The following is a 15,882-nucleotide window of genomic DNA, read 5'->3' on the forward strand; positions in this document are numbered from 1 at the left end:
AAGGAGAGGCGATGAGCGATACACAAGAGAGCGGCACAAAGAGCTTCGAAGAGCTTATAGAAAATGCTAAAGATATCATCACAAAGCTAGGACAGAGCGATATCAATCTCAAAGAGGGCTTAGAGCTGTATAAAAACGGCGTGGAGACGCTCAAAAAAGCTCAAGAAATGTTAGAATCCGCTAAACTGGAGCTTGAGGAGATTGGGGGTTTTGAATAAAGTAAGTTAGATTCTGTGTTAGGGCATTTGGCTTTTGGCGACTTTTTAGGGAATCTGCGCTCGGTGCTTGGTCACTACCGCTTAAGTAAGCTCCCTTCGCCCCTTGCTTGATAACCCTAAAAATTCATCCAAAATCCTAGAATGCCAAGGGGCAAGCCAAGCACGGAATCTCAAGTGGATTCAGAATCTAAAAAAAGCTTTAGATTCTAAACAATTTATAGAATCTGCCATTTTATAGAATCTCATCAAGGCTTTGCCTTTTAACTCGGTGTGGATTCTGTAAGGCTACCACTGCAAACAACAAAATTAGTATTTGTGGTGTGGCTGTGTAAGCTTTGAAAAATTTGGGGAAGGTTAGCGGACTTAGAGTCCGTGCCTTTCACAAATTTTTCAATCTTATCGCATTGCATACCCAAGGAGCCATTTTCACACGCACGCAAGCCGAATGCCTAACACAGAATCTAGATTCTAAAAACCAACACACAAAGGAGCATTTATGCAAAAATTCCTCTTCACCGGAGCGAGCGGCTATATCGGCTCGCACACCGCGTTTTGTTTTCTCACACAGAGGCAGGATTACCAAATCGTGATTTATGACAATCTCAGCACGGGCTTTAGGCAAAATTATGAGTATCTCGCGAGTATCTTTGGGGAGCGCGTGCGTTTTGTGCAGGGCAATGTGGGCGATACGCACACGCTCTCTAGCCTTATGGAGTGCGAGAGGTTTAGCGCGGTGGTGCATTTTGCCGCGTCACTCATCGTGAGTGAATCTGTCGCCCTCCCGCTGACTTACTACCAAAACAACACGCTCAATACAACCCTGCTCATTGATTTGTGTATCAAACACGGGATTAATACCTTTATTTTCAGCTCCACCGCGGCAGTGTATGGCGAGCCTGATATAAGTCTCGTGCCTGTGAGTGAATCCACCCCGCTAAATCCCATCAATCCCTACGGCGCGAGCAAGATGATGAGCGAGCGCGTGCTGATGGATACGCACCGCGCCTATGGGCAGTTTAATTACGCGATTTTGCGCTATTTTAATGTCGCGGGGGCGAGCAGCGCGAACACACGAGAGATTTTGCAATCCGCACGGGGCTTGGGGCAGCGATCCCAAAACGCCACGCACCTCATCAAAGTCGCGTGTGAATGTGCGTGCGGAGCGCGCGAGGGTATGAGCGTGTTTGGCAGGGATTATGAGAGCAAAGATGGCACTTGTGTGCGGGATTATATCCACGTCGATGATTTAGCCAGCGCGCACCTAAGCGCACTCACCTACCTCGAGCGGGAGGGCAAAAGCGAGGTTTTCAATGTCGGCTATGGGCACGGATACAGTGTGCTTGAAGTCATAGAGATGGTAAAAAAGGTGAGCGGAGTGGATTTTAGCGTGGTGGATTCTGCGCGCAGGGCGGGAGATCCCGCAATCCTCATCGCGGACAATGCTAAGATTTGCGCACTCACAGATTGGAAGCCGCGCTTTGATGATCTTGCCTATATTATCAAAAGTGCGTATGAGTGGGAGAGAGCGCAGAGGGGGTAATTATGGAAACATAGATTCTGTGTTTGTGGGCATTGCGCTTTTCTAAAGAAACTTCGTTTTGGCGATAAATGCGGGAGCGGCGCAAAAGTGCTTCGGTTACATACACCTAAGTATGCGCCCTCGCACTTTTGCTTGCAACCCACATTTCTCATCCAAAATCTTAGAATGCCAAGAAGGCAAGCCTTGATGAGATTTACTAGCAAATTCAGAATCTAAGGCGGGTTTATAGAAAAGGTGTTTGACTAAAACGCGTTCCTGACGCGCTGACACTAAAAGATTCTATAAACTTGCTAAAAACGCAGTGTATGAACGCGTAAGCGGAGGCAGTGGGGGCTTTGCTCTCATTGCCGATAACAATTTGCCAAAAGGCAAATTGCATAAAATAATAAAAGGAGCACCAATGAACTACCTATCAAAAATCATCGCAAAAGCAAAAGAGTTGCTTGACAAAATCGTGTATCACAAACGATACAAGGCATTCCAAAAATGGCTGACAACACAAAATCTACAATCCTACGCCCAACATCAGCAGGATCTTTTTGTCCAATATTTCTTTAGAGGCAGGCGTGATCTTTTTTTCGTCGATATCGGCGCAAACGATGGAATCTCTCTTAGCAATACTTATCTTTTAGAAAATGCAAATTGGGGGGGGGGTGCTCATAGAAGCCGATAGCAATATGTTTGCAAAACTCCTCTCTAACCGCCCAAATCCCAATGTCGCCAAATACAATGTCGCCATTTGTGAGTGTGATGGCGAGGTGGAGTTTTTGCAAATCAGTGGCTATGCGCAAATGCTTAGCGGGATAGTGAGTGCTTATGATAAGAGGCATTTGGAGCGTATCGAGCGTGAAGTGAGGGAGTTTGGGGGTAGTGTAAAAAAGGTGCGTATGCAGGGCGCGCGGTTTGATAGTATTATGAAAAACCATCAAAGACACATAGACTATTTGTCTATCGATGTCGAGGGTGGGGAGATGGGCATACTAAAGAGCATTGACTTTAGCGCGTATGACATTACATTGATTGGGGTAGAAAACAACTACCACACCGATGAGATACCAAATTTTTTGCGAGATAGGGGCTATGTGAAGTTTATAAGGCTGGGCTGTGATGAGTTTTACACAAAGCCCCACAAAGGACAAGGCATAGGCTAAAATCGCGTCTGATTGGGGCTAGTGGTAGGCGCTAGATTCACAAGCAAGCCCCACAAACGCGTGGGAAAATGCGCAAAATAATGCTATACTTAGTCCGTATTTTGGTCCGCATTTTGTCCCGCACTTTTGTGGTGCGCTTATTTGCCACACTACACACCAAAGGAGTTATGATGACGCGTTTTATCAAAGATATTTTGCGCAAACCCTATCGCAAATTGCAGCAGATTTTTGGGCAGCTTGATTTCGTGCCAAGCGGGCATTTCTACTCGCCTATCGCCAACGACCTTGAGATCAAAGAGGGCATAGAGCGCACGAGCTATGATCCCAATTCACTTCAGGGTATAGAGCTCCACCTTCAAGAGCAGCGCAAGCTTCTTGGGAATTTTTGAGCGATTATATGCGCAAATGCCTTTCAAAGACACCAAACAGCCTAATATGCGCTATTATTTTGACAACAACACCTACTGCCATAGCGATGGAATCTGTCTGTATGCGATGATACGCCACCTCGCCCCCAAGCGCATTATCGAGGTGGGCAGCGGCTTTAGCTCTGCACTGATGCACGATGTCAATGAGATGTTTTTTAAACCAAATAGGGGGGGGGGCAATACAAGAAGGTATCCATATCACGCATATTGAGCCATACCCAAAGGTTTTAGCGAGCCTCTTCTCGCCCCAAGAATTCTCACGCCTCAATCTCCACCGCCAACGCCTCCAAGAAGTCCCGCTCACGCTCTTTGATAGCTTAGAATCCAACGATATACTTTTTATAGATTCTACCCACGTGAGCAAGGTCAATTCCGATGTCAATCGCCTCTTTTTTGAGATTTTGCCAAGGCTCAAACGCGGCGTGTATGTGCATTTGCACGATATTTTTTATCCATTTAGCTATCCCAAAGAGTGGCTAGAGGAAAAACGCTCGTGGAATGAAGCCTATATCCTGCGCGCGTTTTTGTAATACAACACGGATTTTAGGATTGTCTTTTTCAACACCTGTCTGAATTATCTCTATCCCGATGAGTTTGCCAAAGCCCTGCCGCTTAGTCAGAAAAATACCGGCGGGAGCATTTGGATACAGAGGTGCTAGGGCGTTGCGGGCTTAGTCGTGAAGCTATAGACTTGCGCACGCCGTGGGATTTAAGGTTTGCACAAAGGACTTAAGAGGCGCGTAAGAAAGAAAGGTTTAAAATCCCGCAGCCACCAAAGGGTGTTAGAGAATCTACGCGATATGAGGCTTTAGATTCTGCAGTGGCAAACGGGTGGAGGGGGATTTGCACACTCAAACGATACGCGAGTGCGCCAAAACCTTGGTTTATAGAATCTGCTCTATTGCCACATCGCGTTCCTGACGCGATTACACTAAGACAAGGGTTCTTTAGAAAAACGACAGAATCTAGAGCTAGATTCTGTATATACACGCGCAAGCGGAGTGAGCGGGGATTGCCTCCCTACGAGCGATAGCAGCTTGCCAAAGACACATTGCATAAAATCATACAAAGGAATTAGCTATGAACATTTTTGAAAAAGACTTAGCGGGAATGCCGCTAGATGGTAAATCGCCCGAAGTAGCCCCGATAATCGAGATTATCAAAGCCACCCAACGGCTTGTAGCACGCCTAAATAGCGGGGAGAAGAGCGAAGAGGAGGTGCGCGAGCTCCTCGCCCAAATCACGGGCAGGGCGATAGATCCTAGCTTGTGGCTTTTGCCGCCCTTTTACACGGACTTTGGGCGCAATATCCACTTTGGCAAAAATGTCTTTGTCAATTCCGCCTGCACCTTTATGGATAGAGGCGGGATACATATCGATGATGAGGTGTTTATCGCCCCTAAGGTTAATCTCATTACCATTAACCACGATATCAATCCCTTTAATCGCAACACGACTATTTGCAAGCCCATACACATAGAAAAGCGTGTGTGGATAGGCGTGGCAGCGACGATCCTCCCGGGCGTGAGGATAGGCGAGAACTCTATCGTGGGTGCAAATGCGGTGGTTACCAAAGATGTGCCACCAAATAGCATTGTAGGCGGCAATCCTGCCAAACTCATCAAAACCATCGATATAGCACAATACGCGCCAAAGGGATAAAATGCCACTGCTCATCTACACCACCGCGCCGAGCAAAAAGGAAGCACGCAAGCTCGCCAAAAAGCTCTGTAAGCGACGCCTCGCTGCCTGTGTGCAAACCCAAAAAATCAAAAGCCACTACCATTGGCAGGGCAAACTCTGCATAGAATCTGAAACACTCATCGCCATCAAAACGCGCAAGAGACTCTATAAAAAAGTGCGGAGATTCCTGCGCCGCCACCATAGCTACGAAGTGCCCCAAATCGTGGCATTCAAAACGCACAAGGTGGATAAGCACTACCAAAAATGGTTCAAAACCACCCTAAACCCACAACACCCTAAGCCCAATGTGAGCGCGCATTAACTTTCCGTTTTTTTTTTGTGAGGATTTGGCTTTAGATTCTCACAAAGGCTAGGTATGCTACACACGCTAAAAAATCGGATAAAACAGAACAAATGGCTCTACACATTTTTAACCAATCACAAACGCAATGAGGAGATTTTAGAGCGGACGCGCCAAGCACTGCATCGCACCACGCCACAGGCATTTCTCAAGCTCGTCGATGTGGATATCGCAAGCCATTGCAACCTCAACTGCTATAGCTGCGATCACTTCTCACAACTTGCGGAGGCGAGCTTTTATGATCTCGCACAATACCGCAAGGATATGGAGAGGCTCTCTGCCCTCACGCAAGCGATGGTAGAAAAAATCCATATCATCGGCGGGGAGCCCCTGCTCAATCCCAAATGCACAGAATACTGCGCCATCACGCGCCGATACTTCCCACACACCAAAATCTGTATCATCACTAATGGCATTTTGCTCCTTAAGCAACCTAGGGAGTTTTGGGAAGCCTGCCGTGATCATCGCATAGAGCTCACTCCGACAAAATACCCCATACGCATAGATTGGGAGGCAATAGAGCAAAAATGCAAGGAATATGGGATAACGCTTTATTTTTTTAACCAAAGTCCAGAAAAATACAGCTACAAAACCGCCCTTAATCCAAAGGGTAATTGCAATCCCACCGAGAGCTTTATGGCGTGCCATCGCGCCAATAACTGCACTTATTTAAAAAATGGCAAAATCTTCCCCTGCGCCGTGGCACCCTCGAGCGTGTATTTTAACAAGCACTTTAATGAAAATCTGCGCCTTAGCGATAGGGATAGTATCGATATACACGAGCCATCTTGCACTTATGCCGATATTTTGGAGTTTTTGGCTAAGCCCATACCATTTTGCCGCTATTGCGATATCAAAAATATGACGTATCAGCCGTGGCTACGCTCCAAAAAAGATATTTATGAGTATTACCCAAAGCCCTAAGACATTTTAGGCAAGTTTGTTTCACAAACTTGTTGCCGCTCGCGGAGAGTGAATCTCCGCTCGCTCCGGCTTACGCGAGCCCGTCATTTTATGCAATTTTGCTTGTAGCAAAATTGTTATCGCTCGCGTTCATACACTGCATTTTTAAGCGAGATTCTGTGATTTTTTGGTGTCAGCGCGTCAGGAACGCCACTTGGGCTAGCACCTTTTCTATAAACCGAGCTAGATTCTAAGCAACTTACAGAATCTACCACTTCAAAAAAACCTTATCAAGGCTTTGCCCGATTCAAATAATAGTGCTTGCGCAGCAAAAATCAAATAAAATGTGTAGCGCGGCAGCGCATACCACCCCTCGCCCGCTTCGTGGTGTGCAATCGTTGGAAAAAGGAGGCAGGAGTGCCTCCGCAACGATTGCGCTAGAAGCGGAAAGAGCGAGGCACTCTCCCCGTTTGCCGTGCCGAAGGCTTGCAAGCAAAGCGCAGCAAAAACAGTGGAGACTTTTTCGGGGCTGGGGAGAGCGGGGAGAGGGGAATACCCCTTTTTGCGAAAAAACAAAGCAATACACAGAATCTAGAAAGTATTCGTGAGAACACGACTTTGAGAAATGGAAAAATGCAGAATCTAAGCAATACGGAAATTACAGAATCTAAAGTGGATTCAGAATCTAAGGACTTAGATTCTGCTTAGGTCTCGTGCTACCGCGCTCCATTATTTAAATTTGGCAAAGCCTCGCTAGGATTTTTTGGCGTTGTGGATTGTGTGAGCTTTTTAGATTCTGTAAGGCTAGATTCTGAATCTAAGTTCTCAAAATTAGATTCTAAGCTTTCCTTAGATTCTGTAGCTTTTTGGTATCAGTGCGTCGGAAATACCGCTTAAGCAAACGCTTTTGAGCCTAGCTCATTATCACTTGGAGTTGCTCGATGACTTTTGGGTATTCCCACATATCGCTAAATTCTTGACTCAAAAACTCCTCCATCAGCACTTTTTTACCCAACGCCTCATCAAGCTCGGGATCGTTCCCCCGCTGATACGCCCCTATGCGCAGCAGCACCTCGTTTTCTTTCAGCAAAGCATAAAGCCGCCGAAACTTCCTCACAGCCTGCAGGTGCGCGGGCGTGATGACATCATTTATCACCCTTGAGGCAGAGTTTAGCACATTAATGGGCGGGTAGATTCCAGAATCTGTGAGCTCGCGCGAGAGCACGATATGCCCATCTAGGATAGAGCGGCTTTGATCGGCTATGGGATCGCTGAGATCGTCGCCTTCGGTTAGCACGGTAAAAAACGCCGTGATAGAGCCCACGCCCTCCTCCTTGCCCGCGCGCTCCATAAGTTGGGGCAAAAGCGTGAGGGCGGAGGGCGGATAGCCCTTGCTCGTGGGTGGCTCGCCTAGTGCCAATCCAATCTCGCGCTGCGCCATCGCAAAACGCGTGATAGAATCCATAATAAAGAGCACATCTTGCCCTTGCTGCTTGAAGTACTCGGCGATTGCCATCGCACTGAACGCGCCGTATTTGCGCATAAGCGGCGAATCATCGCTCGTGGCTACCACGATGATCGTATCGTGCATATTGTTATTGAGATTTTTTTTTATAAACTCCGGCACTTCCCTGCCACGCTCGCCTATGAGTGCTATGACTTTGATAGGGGCTTTGCACCCGCTCACAATCATTCCCATCAGCGTGGATTTGCCCACTCCAGAGCCGGCAAAAATCCCCATCTTCTGCCCCTTGCCGCAAGTAAGCAAGCCATCGATACTCTTCACCCCCACGCTAAAAACCTCATCGATCACCCCGCGCTTGAGTGCGCCGATAGGCTCGCGCATAAGCGGCGTGCTAGATTCTGTCTTTAGCACGCCCTTATCATCGATGGGGATCCCTAGGGGATTTATCACACGCCCCAAAAGCCCCTCGCCCACGGGGATTTGTAAGCCTTGATTGACAATGCGCACATAATCGCCGCTTTTGCGCCCCTCGACAAACGAAAAGGGATTGATAAAAAACTGATCCCTCTCCACCGCACTCACCATACCCAAATCCCTTGTCGTGCGCTCGGAGACAGAATCTAGGGGATTATAAAATTCTATGATATCGCCCACGCTTGGGCGTATGCCATTTGCCACGATCACATTTGGCATAATTTTGATGATATTGCCATAGCTTGGGGAGAGATTGGCATTTTTGAGCTTTTGGCGAATTTCTTGCAATGACATAAATATCCTGAAGTTTTTAAGGTTTTTTTGGCTACAATCGCCAAATTATACTCAATCCAACATTAAACTAAGGAATTGTATGAATCTACAGACAAAACGGCTAAATAGCGCAAATGCTATGGTAAGCGGCGTAATCCCACAAAATGTGCTAGAGCAAAAAATACAGAGCGTAATCAAAAAAATCGCAAAAAATGTAAAAATCGATGGCTTTAGGAGAGGCAAAGTCCCCGCACACCTTATCCAGTCCCGCTACAAAGAGCAAATTGATAGAGATTCTAAACAAGAGGCGGTGCAGGATCTCCTCCAAGCGGGGATAAAGGAGCTTGATATCGCGCCTCAAGCGGTGCTTGGCAATCCTATCATCTCAAAGTTTGAAAGCAAAGATGGCAATATCGATGTGGAGATAAAAATCAGCACAACCCCAGAGTTTAGCCTCGATAAGGTTGAGGGCTGTGTGCCAGAAGTCGCGCTAAAAGCCGTGGGTGCTAAGGAGATCGATGAGCGGCTTGCAGAGATAGCCAAAGCCCGCGCGCCCCTCTCGGAGGTAGCGCAGGATAGGGCATTACAAAAGGACGATGTGGCAGTGATCGATTTTGAGGGCTTTGTCGATGGCAAAGCCTTCGATGGCGGGAAGGCAGAGAATTTCAATCTCACTATCGGCTCTAATCAATTTATCCCCGGCTTTGAAGACGCGCTCATCGGTATGAAAAAGGGCGAAAAGCGCGATATCGAAGTAACATTCCCCAAAGAATACCAAGCTGCACACCTAGCGGGCAAGCCAGCGACTTTTAAAATCACACTCCATAAGATTATGCAAAAAGATGTGCCAACGATCGATGAGGAGTTTGCTAAGAGCGTGATGGGCGAGAGTGCCACGCTCGAAACCCTCAAAGACACCCTAAGAGAGCAGATCGCGATGGAGCAAAAAACAAGCCTCTATAATAAAGAGCTCAAAAGCAAGACGCTTGAGGCATTGACAAAAGAGATCACATTTGACTTGCCCGAGCCTATCATCGAGCAGGAAATGGATATTTTGTTTAGAAACGCGCTCAATGCTATGCCAAAAGAGGAGTTTGACGCGCTCAAAGACGATGAGGATAAAGCAAAGCAAAAGCGCGATAGCTTCAGACAAGAGGCGCAAAAAAGCGTGCAGGCGACATTTATCATCGACGCTCTAGCGCGCAAGCACAATATCGCTATCGAGGACAATGAGGCGCTGCAGACAATCTATTACGAAGCGATGATGATGGGACAGGATCCAAAGGCAGCCATTGAGTATTACCAAAGCAACAACCTCCTCCCAGCAATCAAAATGGCTATGGTGGAGGACAGAGTGCTGACATTCCTCTTAGATTCTAAGCTAGAATCTAGCACAGAGAAAGCCAAAAAATCAAAGAACACAACAAAAGCTAGTGATGAGACAAAGCCTCAAAGCACTACAGAATCTAAAAAACCAAAATCTAGCAAACAAGCACCAAAAGATTCAGAATAAGGACAGATAGATGAGTGGATATATCCCTTATGTGATAGAGCGCACGGGGCGCGGCGAGCGTAGCTATGATATTTACTCGCGCTTGTTAAAAGATCGCATCATTTTGCTAAGTGGCGAGATAAACGACTATGTGGCGTCATCGATCGTCGCGCAACTGCTGTTTTTAGAAGCCGAGGATCCAGAAAAGGATATAAACTTTTATATCAACTCCCCCGGTGGCGTGATTACAAGTGCCTTTAGTATCTATGATACAATGAACTACATTCGCCCAGATGTTTGCACGATTTGTATCGGACAGGCGGCGAGTGCGGGGGCGTTTTTGCTTAGCAGTGGGACGAAGGGCAAGCGGTATTCACTGCCAAACTCGCGCATTATGATTCACCAACCCCTAGGTGGCGCGCAAGGACAGGCGACAGATATCGAGATCCAAGCCCAAGAGATTTTGCGCCTCAAAAAAACGCTCAATGAGATTATGGCGCACAACACCGGACAAAATCTCAAAAAAATCTCACAAGATACCGAGCGCGACTTTTTTATGAGCAGTGCGCAGGCAAAGGAATACGGGATTATCGATGAAATCCTAAGCAAGAGCTTAAAATAAGGTAGGATATGCCAGATAACAACAACGATTTTTTTGGAAGCTTGGGCTTAGAGCTTGAGAGCGAGTCTGGCTTCTCTAGCGAGAGCACAGATAGCACCGAGAGTATCGCTAAGGAAAAGCTAAGTGAAATCTCCAAAAAAACAATCCAAATGCTCGATGATGAAAATATCTTCCCATTCCCGGAAAATTTTGAAAGCATCTTTGAACGCAATCTCAACCAAGAACAAAACGAAGATGTCAAAAACAAAATCCGCAATGTCTTAGAATCTAGGCATCACAATGCCAATATCATCGCGCTTGAAACGACGATAAATAGCAGCTTTGCAAGCCTAAAAAATATCTTTGAGCAAGTGGGCGCGCTCTTTAAGCGATTAGAGGGCCTTGAATCTAAGGTGTTTTCACAACTCACAGAGATTGATAAGATTCAAAACCCCCTAGCCGTCAAAAACGCGATAAAAATCTTACTTAATGACACAAATATCACATACAAAGGGATTTTTGATCAAACCAGAAGTGTGGTGGAAAACTACGCCAAAATGTATGAGAGCTTTTTACATATCAAAAAAAACTCGATGTTTGATACTACGCTTGGGATTCACAATAAGCAGTTTTTCCTCCAAAAGCTCGAGCGCGAGTGTCTCATAGGCAAGGATTTCGCGGGTGAAAACGCGCTCTTTATCGCGGCATTTAGCCCCACTCTCCTTTCTAGTCTTAATAACAAACGCTCGCTTTTGAGTGCGACTAAGATGGTTTCTAAGATTTTGTTTGGCAAAATCGGCAAGGAAGATAGCATTTGCCACCTAGGCAATGCGGAATTTGCGATTTTTGTCAAAAACATTCCCCAATCCCAGATTCGCGACACGACGATAGACTTTATCGACTCGCTCAAAAAAAGCACCGTGTTTTTGGACGATACACAAATCGCCCTTGAGCTCATCATAGGGGCGAGCAGGTTTGATATAAACCTAACCCCCCAAGAAAACATACAAAATGCCAAATCTGCCCTAGAGAGCGCGAAATCAGAAAATAAAAAATTCGAGATTTTCAAAGCCGCTTCTAGCGAGGGGGCAGATGAAGATGAGGAATTTGATAGTGATTTTGGAAATTTTGAAATACCCTGATAAGCGTTTGCGCAAAAAGTCAAAGCCCGTGGAGGTTTTTGATGAGGCACTCCACACATTGCTCGATGATATGTATGAGACGATGATAGAGTGCGGTGGCGTGGGGCTAGCAGCGATACAAGTGGGCGTAGAGCAGCAAATCCTCATTATCAATCTCCCGCGCCAAGAGGACAACGAGCAGCACAAAGAGGATATGCTTGAGATCATAAATCCCGTGTTTTTGAAGCAAGAGGGCGAAATCGTGTGGAATGAGGGCTGCCTCTCTGTGCCGGAGTATTATGAAGAGACCAAGCGATTTTCTCACATCACACTCGCTTACAAAGATCGCTTTGGCAATGATAAGATTCTCCAAGCTGAGGATTTTTTGAGCGTGGCGGTGCAGCATGAGATCGATCATCTCAATGGCGTGCTCTTTGTCGATAAGCTGCCCATCTTAAAACGCAAAAAGTTTGAAAAAGAGCGCAGGCGCGCGAGATAAGCCTAGATTCTGATGACAAACAAAATCCTTTGCGCAAGCTTAGTGGGCACGCAAACAAAAATCATCGAGATAGAATCCGCCTTCACAAGGGGCTTGCCAAGCTTTAGCATTACCGGACTTGCGACAAGCTCTATCCAAGAATCCAAGCAGCGCGTGCAGTCCGCCCTCGCCACGACTGATTTTACCCTCCCACCGCTCAAAATCACTATCAACCTTTCGCCCTCAGATATCGCCAAAAGCGGGAGTTACTTTGATCTGCCCATCGCGCTTGTGCTTTGTAGCAGCGGACTGCAGCTAAAGGAGCCGTGGTTTGCCTTTGGGGAGTTGGGGCTTGATGGGAGTATCAAATACACCCAGAGTATGTATCCGCTGCTTTTTGATCTTGCGCTGCTCTGCCCCAATGCCCATATCATCGTCCCTAGCTGCGCGCAGGAGATCCTAGGCGTTATCCCAAACCTTAAACTACATTTTGCCCACAATCTCACCCAAGCCCTTGAGATCCTCAATCTCCCACAAGGCGAGGAAGGCACGCAAGAGCCAAACGACTTAAGCACACAGAATCTAGGCTTTGCCTACATTGAAACGGAGGGGGAGCGGTATTATTATACGCAGGATTTTGGGCTTGATTTTGCGCAGGTGCAGGGGCAGGAGCGAGCCAAGCGCGCCGCACTCATCTCCGCAGTGGGGCTGCACAATATTATCTTTGAGGGAAGTCCGGGCTGCGGCAAGAGTATGATCGCCCAGAGAATGCGCTACATCCTCCCGCCTATGAGCCTTGCTGAGATGATGCACACGCTAAAGCTCCAATCCCTAAGCGCGCAAGAGGGCGCATATTCGCCCCTACGCCCATTTAGAAATCCCCACCAAAGCGCGTCAAAAGCAAGCATTCTAGGCTCTGCCACGCAGTTTGAGCCAAAGCCCGGCGAGATCGCGCTTGCGCACAATGGGATTTTGTTCTTTGATGAGTTGCCCCATTTTAAGCGCGATATTTTAGAATCCCTGCGCGAGCCGCTAGAAAATAACAAACTCGCCATCTCTAGGGTGCATTCTAAGCTCGAGTATGAGAGCGCATTCCTTTTTGTCGGGGCGCAAAACCCCTGCCCCTGTGGCAATCTCCTAAGCCTCACCAAAGAATGCCGCTGCCAAGACAAAGAAATCAGCGCGTATAAAAATCGCCTAAGCGAGCCGTTTTGGGATAGGATTGATATGTTTGTGCAGATGGAGGAAGCCCAAGCCCCAGAAATGGAGCGCACAAGGGGAGTGGGGCTAGATTCTAAACAAATGCAGGCGATGGTGTTTGAAGCGTTTGCGTTTGCCAAAGGGCGCGCTCAAAAATGCTTTAATGGCAAGCTAAGTGAAAGGGAGATTGAGGAATTTTGCGTGCTAGATTCTCAAAGCGAGGGGCTTTTGCAGCAAGCAAGTATGCGCTTTGGGCTAAGCAGACGCGCACAAAATAAGCTAAGAAAAGTCGCGCGCTCGATTGCGGATTTGAGCCAAAGTGCGATGATACAAAAGCCCCATATCCTTGAAGCCCTCTCCTATCGGCGTATGTAGAGCCTAGTATTTATAGCAAGTTTTGCGGGGCAAAGTTTGCTAATCGGGGCGCGTGAAGCAAACCTCTCGCCCCTCCGCTGCGCAAACCCATCATTTAATACAATTTTGCTTGTAGCAAAATTGTTATCGCTCACACAGAATGAATCTCTGTGAGCTCCGGCTTACGCGAGCATACACGCAATCTCAATGCGAGATTCTATGATTTTTTGGTGCAATAATGAAGTTTCTTTAGTAATCCTAGGATCACTAAAGAAGCTACGCTTTGTGTGCAGGGTAAATTTCCAAAAATACCAAAAGCGCAAAAAGCGCGATGCCCTTGCAGAACCTAAGCTCCTAAGACAACCTTTACACAATCTCTATATAATTACGCCCTCACAACAACAAAAGGAAATGTATGTCTAAAGATGTGTTTGCCCTCACCCTCGTGTCTTCCTTCCGCTTTTTTGGGCTCTTTGTCGCACTGCCTGCCATTGGGCTCTATGCCGATGCCTTTAGCACGGGCGCGTTTCTCGCTGGGCTCGCTGCAGGGGGCTATGCCATCACGCAGATCATCTTCCAAACCCCCTTTGGAATCTGGAGCGATAAGACGGACAAAAAGCGCGTGATAGCCATAGGGCTTGCGATTTTTATCCTAGGATCGCTTGTGTGTGCCTTTAGCGATGATATCATCACGCTTATTATCGGACGATTTTTGCAGGGCGCGGGGGCGATTGGGGGTGTGATCAGCGCGCAAATCGCGGATCTCGTCAGAGAGGAGAAGCGCAGCAAGGCTATGGCGATGATGGGTGCTGGGATTTTTGTGAGCTTTATCTTAGCAATGATTTTGGGACCGCTGATTGCGGGGCATATGGGCTTGCAGGCGATTTTTTTGCTCACTGCTTTGCTCAATACCATCGCGCTTGTCGTGCTGCTTATGCGCGTGCCATCTACGCCAAAGATCGCCTACACCTACCACAACACTGAATTTAGCAATATTCTCAAAAACACAAATCTCCAAACGCTCAACCTAAGCGTGCTTTTGCAAAAGTTTTTGATGATTTTTACCTTTGTCATCGTGGGTATGGAGCTAAAAAGACGCTTTGAGATTGCAGAATCTAGCCTCTGGGAGATTTATGCGCCCGGTGCGATTTTGGGGCTTTTTAGCCTCGCGCCTGCCTCGATTTTGGCACAAAAAAAGGGGTATTTTAAGCAAGTGCTGCTAGGGGGTATCGTGGCGTTTGCCCTCTCATATGTTTTAATCGCGTATGCGAGCTATGCGGGGAGTTTGTGGCTTTTTGTGCTGGGGGTTATGATTTTTTTTGTGGGGTTTTCTATCCACGAGCCTATTATGCAAACGCTTGCAAGCCGCTATCCAAAGGCGCACCAAAAGGGTGCAGCCCTTGGGTTTTTTACCACGCTTGGCTTTGTGGGCTCGGCAGTTGGCGCGCTGTGTGGCGGTGTGCTCTATGAGTCCTTAAGCCTATCTCATCTAAGCCTAGGAGTGGTAGCGGTATGTGTGCTGTGGATTGGCGTGATGAGCGTGGGGCTACACAATCCAAATAATGAAAAAAACCTCTATTTGCCGATAGATTCTTACCCACAAGCCCGTTTGCAAGCCCATTTACAGAATCTAAGCAACACCGCGGGTATCATAGAATGGTATATCAACACCACACAGGGCGTTGCGATAGTCAAATACGATGACAATCTCATCGACAAAGAGACAATCCTCGCCCACATAGCAAAGGAGTAGTGATGAGTCTAGAAGAAAAAATCCTTATAGCCTCGGTGATGGTAGGCTATCTCATCTTTCTTATCTATCGCAACAAAGAGTATTTCAAAAAAGACAAATAAGGAGTGGCAATGCAAGATTTTCCGTTTAGCGATGAAGAGCTCAAAGCCCCAGTCGATCTCGTGATACAAAAGGTGCGCCCCACACTCAATCTCGATGGTGGGGATATCAGCGTGCTAGGTATCAAAGACGCCAAAGTCTATGTGCGCCTAGAGGGCGCGTGTCAGGGCTGCCCTAGTAGCGCAAACACGCTCAAATACGCCATTGAGCGCAGATTAAAGGAGGAGATCCACCCCGATATCGCCATCATCAATGTCCCACACAACACCCCAAATCCCCTAGGATAAG

General features: G+C 47.2%; 22 protein-coding genes. 18 read left to right on the forward strand and 4 right to left on the reverse strand.

The features are described from left to right. Positions 1–11: 11 nt before the first annotated feature. From xseB to ACH2BK_RS06645, 7 genes are all read left to right on the forward strand, one after another. Positions 12–218 (forward strand): exodeoxyribonuclease VII small subunit, encoded by a 207-nt coding sequence (gene xseB, locus ACH2BK_RS06615; protein WP_394997180.1) that lies wholly within the window; start codon positions 12–14, stop codon positions 216–218. A gap of 496 nt (positions 219–714) precedes the next feature. Beyond that, positions 715–1,758 carry a UDP-glucose 4-epimerase GalE gene (gene galE / locus ACH2BK_RS06620; RefSeq protein ID WP_395002792.1) on the forward strand — a complete coding sequence of 348 codons (1,044 nt, stop codon included), beginning with the start codon at positions 715–717 and terminating at the stop codon, positions 1,756–1,758. A 400-nt stretch (positions 1,759–2,158) separates the two neighbouring features. After that, entirely contained in the window at positions 2,159–2,431 is a 273-nt protein-coding gene (locus ACH2BK_RS06625) for a hypothetical protein (protein ID WP_395002795.1), read from the forward strand. A 4-nt stretch (positions 2,432–2,435) separates the two neighbouring features. After that, on the forward strand, positions 2,436–2,909 hold the full coding sequence (locus tag ACH2BK_RS06630; RefSeq protein WP_395002798.1) for an FkbM family methyltransferase: 474 nt from the start codon (positions 2,436–2,438) through the stop codon (positions 2,907–2,909). A gap of 170 nt (positions 2,910–3,079) precedes the next feature. After that, entirely contained in the window at positions 3,080–3,298 is a 219-nt protein-coding gene (locus ACH2BK_RS06635; RefSeq protein WP_395002800.1) for a hypothetical protein, read from the forward strand. A gap of 46 nt (positions 3,299–3,344) precedes the next feature. Beyond that, a complete protein-coding gene (locus tag ACH2BK_RS06640) occupies positions 3,345–3,548 on the forward strand; it encodes a hypothetical protein (protein ID WP_395002802.1) in 204 nt (67 codons plus the stop codon). After that, entirely contained in the window at positions 3,481–3,867 is a 387-nt protein-coding gene (locus ACH2BK_RS06645; RefSeq protein ID WP_395002804.1) for a class I SAM-dependent methyltransferase, read from the forward strand. The genes ACH2BK_RS06640 and ACH2BK_RS06645 overlap by 68 nt, the downstream gene beginning before the upstream one ends. 199 nt (positions 3,868–4,066) lie before the next feature. On the opposite strand, the gene ACH2BK_RS06650 is transcribed toward ACH2BK_RS06645, so the two are convergent. Then, positions 4,067–4,333: a hypothetical protein gene (locus ACH2BK_RS06650; protein WP_395002806.1), complete on the reverse strand. Its 267-nt coding sequence runs from the start codon at positions 4,331–4,333 to the stop codon at positions 4,067–4,069. Positions 4,334–4,417: 84 nt separating this feature from the next. Between ACH2BK_RS06650 and ACH2BK_RS06655 the strand changes: the two genes are divergently transcribed. Genes ACH2BK_RS06655 through ACH2BK_RS06665 form a run of 3 tightly spaced genes read left to right on the forward strand, consistent with a single transcriptional unit; the run spans position 4,418 to position 6,305 of the window. Continuing rightward, positions 4,418–4,999 (forward strand): sugar O-acetyltransferase, encoded by a 582-nt coding sequence (locus tag ACH2BK_RS06655; RefSeq protein ID WP_395002808.1) that lies wholly within the window; start codon positions 4,418–4,420, stop codon positions 4,997–4,999. A 1-nt stretch (position 5,000) separates the two neighbouring features. Continuing rightward, positions 5,001–5,342 carry a divalent-cation tolerance protein CutA gene (gene cutA / locus ACH2BK_RS06660; RefSeq protein ID WP_395002810.1) on the forward strand — a complete coding sequence of 114 codons (342 nt, stop codon included), beginning with the start codon at positions 5,001–5,003 and terminating at the stop codon, positions 5,340–5,342. Positions 5,343–5,396: 54 nt separating this feature from the next. Next, entirely contained in the window at positions 5,397–6,305 is a 909-nt protein-coding gene (locus ACH2BK_RS06665; protein WP_394997193.1) for a radical SAM protein, read from the forward strand. 116 nt (positions 6,306–6,421) lie between these two features. On the opposite strand, the gene ACH2BK_RS06670 is transcribed toward ACH2BK_RS06665, so the two are convergent. After that, the gene (locus ACH2BK_RS06670; RefSeq protein WP_395002812.1) at positions 6,422–6,559 is read right to left on the reverse strand and encodes a hypothetical protein; all 138 of its coding nucleotides are present in this window, start codon (positions 6,557–6,559) and stop codon (positions 6,422–6,424) included. 496 nt (positions 6,560–7,055) lie between these two features. On the opposite strand from ACH2BK_RS06670, the gene ACH2BK_RS06675 reads away from it, so the two are divergent. Next, the gene (locus ACH2BK_RS06675; protein ID WP_395002814.1) at positions 7,056–7,181 is read left to right on the forward strand and encodes a hypothetical protein; all 126 of its coding nucleotides are present in this window, start codon (positions 7,056–7,058) and stop codon (positions 7,179–7,181) included. A 16-nt stretch (positions 7,182–7,197) separates the two neighbouring features. Here the strand turns inward: ACH2BK_RS06675 and fliI are convergent, their stop codons facing one another. Then, positions 7,198–8,517: a flagellar protein export ATPase FliI gene (gene fliI / locus ACH2BK_RS06680; protein ID WP_395002816.1), complete on the reverse strand. Its 1,320-nt coding sequence runs from the start codon at positions 8,515–8,517 to the stop codon at positions 7,198–7,200. Between the two features lie 79 nt (positions 8,518–8,596). Here fliI and tig point away from each other — a divergent pair, with 79 nt between their 5' ends. From tig to ACH2BK_RS06705, 5 genes are read left to right on the forward strand one after another with little or no spacing between them, the layout of a single operon-like run. Next, positions 8,597–10,009 (forward strand): trigger factor, encoded by a 1,413-nt coding sequence (tig, locus tag ACH2BK_RS06685; protein ID WP_395002817.1) that lies wholly within the window; start codon positions 8,597–8,599, stop codon positions 10,007–10,009. A 10-nt stretch (positions 10,010–10,019) separates the two neighbouring features. Beyond that, positions 10,020–10,610 carry an ATP-dependent Clp endopeptidase proteolytic subunit ClpP gene (clpP, locus tag ACH2BK_RS06690; RefSeq protein WP_394997201.1) on the forward strand — a complete coding sequence of 197 codons (591 nt, stop codon included), beginning with the start codon at positions 10,020–10,022 and terminating at the stop codon, positions 10,608–10,610. Between the two features lie 8 nt (positions 10,611–10,618). Beyond that, the gene (locus ACH2BK_RS06695) at positions 10,619–11,731 is read left to right on the forward strand and encodes a hypothetical protein (protein ID WP_395002818.1); all 1,113 of its coding nucleotides are present in this window, start codon (positions 10,619–10,621) and stop codon (positions 11,729–11,731) included. Next, the gene (gene def, locus ACH2BK_RS06700) at positions 11,688–12,209 is read left to right on the forward strand and encodes a peptide deformylase (RefSeq protein ID WP_395002820.1); all 522 of its coding nucleotides are present in this window, start codon (positions 11,688–11,690) and stop codon (positions 12,207–12,209) included. The genes ACH2BK_RS06695 and def overlap by 44 nt, the downstream gene beginning before the upstream one ends. 12 nt (positions 12,210–12,221) lie before the next feature. After that, a complete protein-coding gene (locus ACH2BK_RS06705; protein WP_395002822.1) occupies positions 12,222–13,763 on the forward strand; it encodes a YifB family Mg chelatase-like AAA ATPase in 1,542 nt (513 codons plus the stop codon). A gap of 161 nt (positions 13,764–13,924) precedes the next feature. Here ACH2BK_RS06705 and ACH2BK_RS06710 read toward each other — a convergent pair whose 3' ends face one another. Further along, positions 13,925–14,116, reverse strand: coding sequence for a hypothetical protein (locus tag ACH2BK_RS06710; protein WP_395002824.1), 192 nt, complete (start codon positions 14,114–14,116; stop codon positions 13,925–13,927). A gap of 41 nt (positions 14,117–14,157) precedes the next feature. Between ACH2BK_RS06710 and ACH2BK_RS06715 the strand changes: the two genes are divergently transcribed. Together ACH2BK_RS06715 and ACH2BK_RS06720 are read left to right on the forward strand one after the other, a co-directional pair. Then, positions 14,158–15,495: an MFS transporter gene (locus tag ACH2BK_RS06715; protein WP_395002826.1), complete on the forward strand. Its 1,338-nt coding sequence runs from the start codon at positions 14,158–14,160 to the stop codon at positions 15,493–15,495. A gap of 110 nt (positions 15,496–15,605) precedes the next feature. Then, positions 15,606–15,881, forward strand: coding sequence for a NifU family protein (locus tag ACH2BK_RS06720; RefSeq protein ID WP_394997208.1), 276 nt, complete (start codon positions 15,606–15,608; stop codon positions 15,879–15,881). Position 15,882 lies beyond the last annotated feature (1 nt).

This window comes from uncultured Helicobacter sp., assembly GCF_949282165.1.
Lineage (GTDB): Bacteria > Campylobacterota > Campylobacteria > Campylobacterales > Helicobacteraceae > Helicobacter_F.

What these genes read in the sequence shown, in the direction of transcription:
- ACH2BK_RS06705 (WP_395002822.1), top strand. Translation starts at nt 12,222, where the DNA reads ATGACAAACAAAATCCTTTGCGCAAGCTTAGTGGGCACGCAAACAAAA.
- ACH2BK_RS06665 (WP_394997193.1), top strand. Translation starts at nt 5,397, where the DNA reads ATGCTACACACGCTAAAAAATCGGATAAAACAGAACAAATGGCTCTAC.
- ACH2BK_RS06720 (WP_394997208.1), top strand. Translation starts at nt 15,606, where the DNA reads ATGCAAGATTTTCCGTTTAGCGATGAAGAGCTCAAAGCCCCAGTCGAT.
- ACH2BK_RS06625 (WP_395002795.1), top strand. Translation starts at nt 2,159, where the DNA reads ATGAACTACCTATCAAAAATCATCGCAAAAGCAAAAGAGTTGCTTGAC.
- ACH2BK_RS06645 (WP_395002804.1), top strand. Translation starts at nt 3,481, where the DNA reads ATGAGATGTTTTTTAAACCAAATAGGGGGGGGGGCAATACAAGAAGGT.
- ACH2BK_RS06655 (WP_395002808.1), top strand. Translation starts at nt 4,418, where the DNA reads ATGAACATTTTTGAAAAAGACTTAGCGGGAATGCCGCTAGATGGTAAA.
- def (WP_395002820.1), top strand. Translation starts at nt 11,688, where the DNA reads ATGAGGAATTTGATAGTGATTTTGGAAATTTTGAAATACCCTGATAAG.
- fliI (WP_395002816.1), bottom strand. Translation starts at nt 8,517, where the DNA reads ATGTCATTGCAAGAAATTCGCCAAAAGCTCAAAAATGCCAATCTCTCC.
- ACH2BK_RS06695 (WP_395002818.1), top strand. Translation starts at nt 10,619, where the DNA reads ATGCCAGATAACAACAACGATTTTTTTGGAAGCTTGGGCTTAGAGCTT.
- galE (WP_395002792.1), top strand. Translation starts at nt 715, where the DNA reads ATGCAAAAATTCCTCTTCACCGGAGCGAGCGGCTATATCGGCTCGCAC.
- tig (WP_395002817.1), top strand. Translation starts at nt 8,597, where the DNA reads ATGAATCTACAGACAAAACGGCTAAATAGCGCAAATGCTATGGTAAGC.
- cutA (WP_395002810.1), top strand. Translation starts at nt 5,001, where the DNA reads ATGCCACTGCTCATCTACACCACCGCGCCGAGCAAAAAGGAAGCACGC.
- ACH2BK_RS06630 (WP_395002798.1), top strand. Translation starts at nt 2,436, where the DNA reads ATGTTTGCAAAACTCCTCTCTAACCGCCCAAATCCCAATGTCGCCAAA.
- ACH2BK_RS06640 (WP_395002802.1), top strand. Translation starts at nt 3,345, where the DNA reads ATGCGCTATTATTTTGACAACAACACCTACTGCCATAGCGATGGAATC.
- ACH2BK_RS06715 (WP_395002826.1), top strand. Translation starts at nt 14,158, where the DNA reads ATGTCTAAAGATGTGTTTGCCCTCACCCTCGTGTCTTCCTTCCGCTTT.
- xseB (WP_394997180.1), top strand. Translation starts at nt 12, where the DNA reads ATGAGCGATACACAAGAGAGCGGCACAAAGAGCTTCGAAGAGCTTATA.
- clpP (WP_394997201.1), top strand. Translation starts at nt 10,020, where the DNA reads ATGAGTGGATATATCCCTTATGTGATAGAGCGCACGGGGCGCGGCGAG.
- ACH2BK_RS06635 (WP_395002800.1), top strand. Translation starts at nt 3,080, where the DNA reads ATGACGCGTTTTATCAAAGATATTTTGCGCAAACCCTATCGCAAATTG.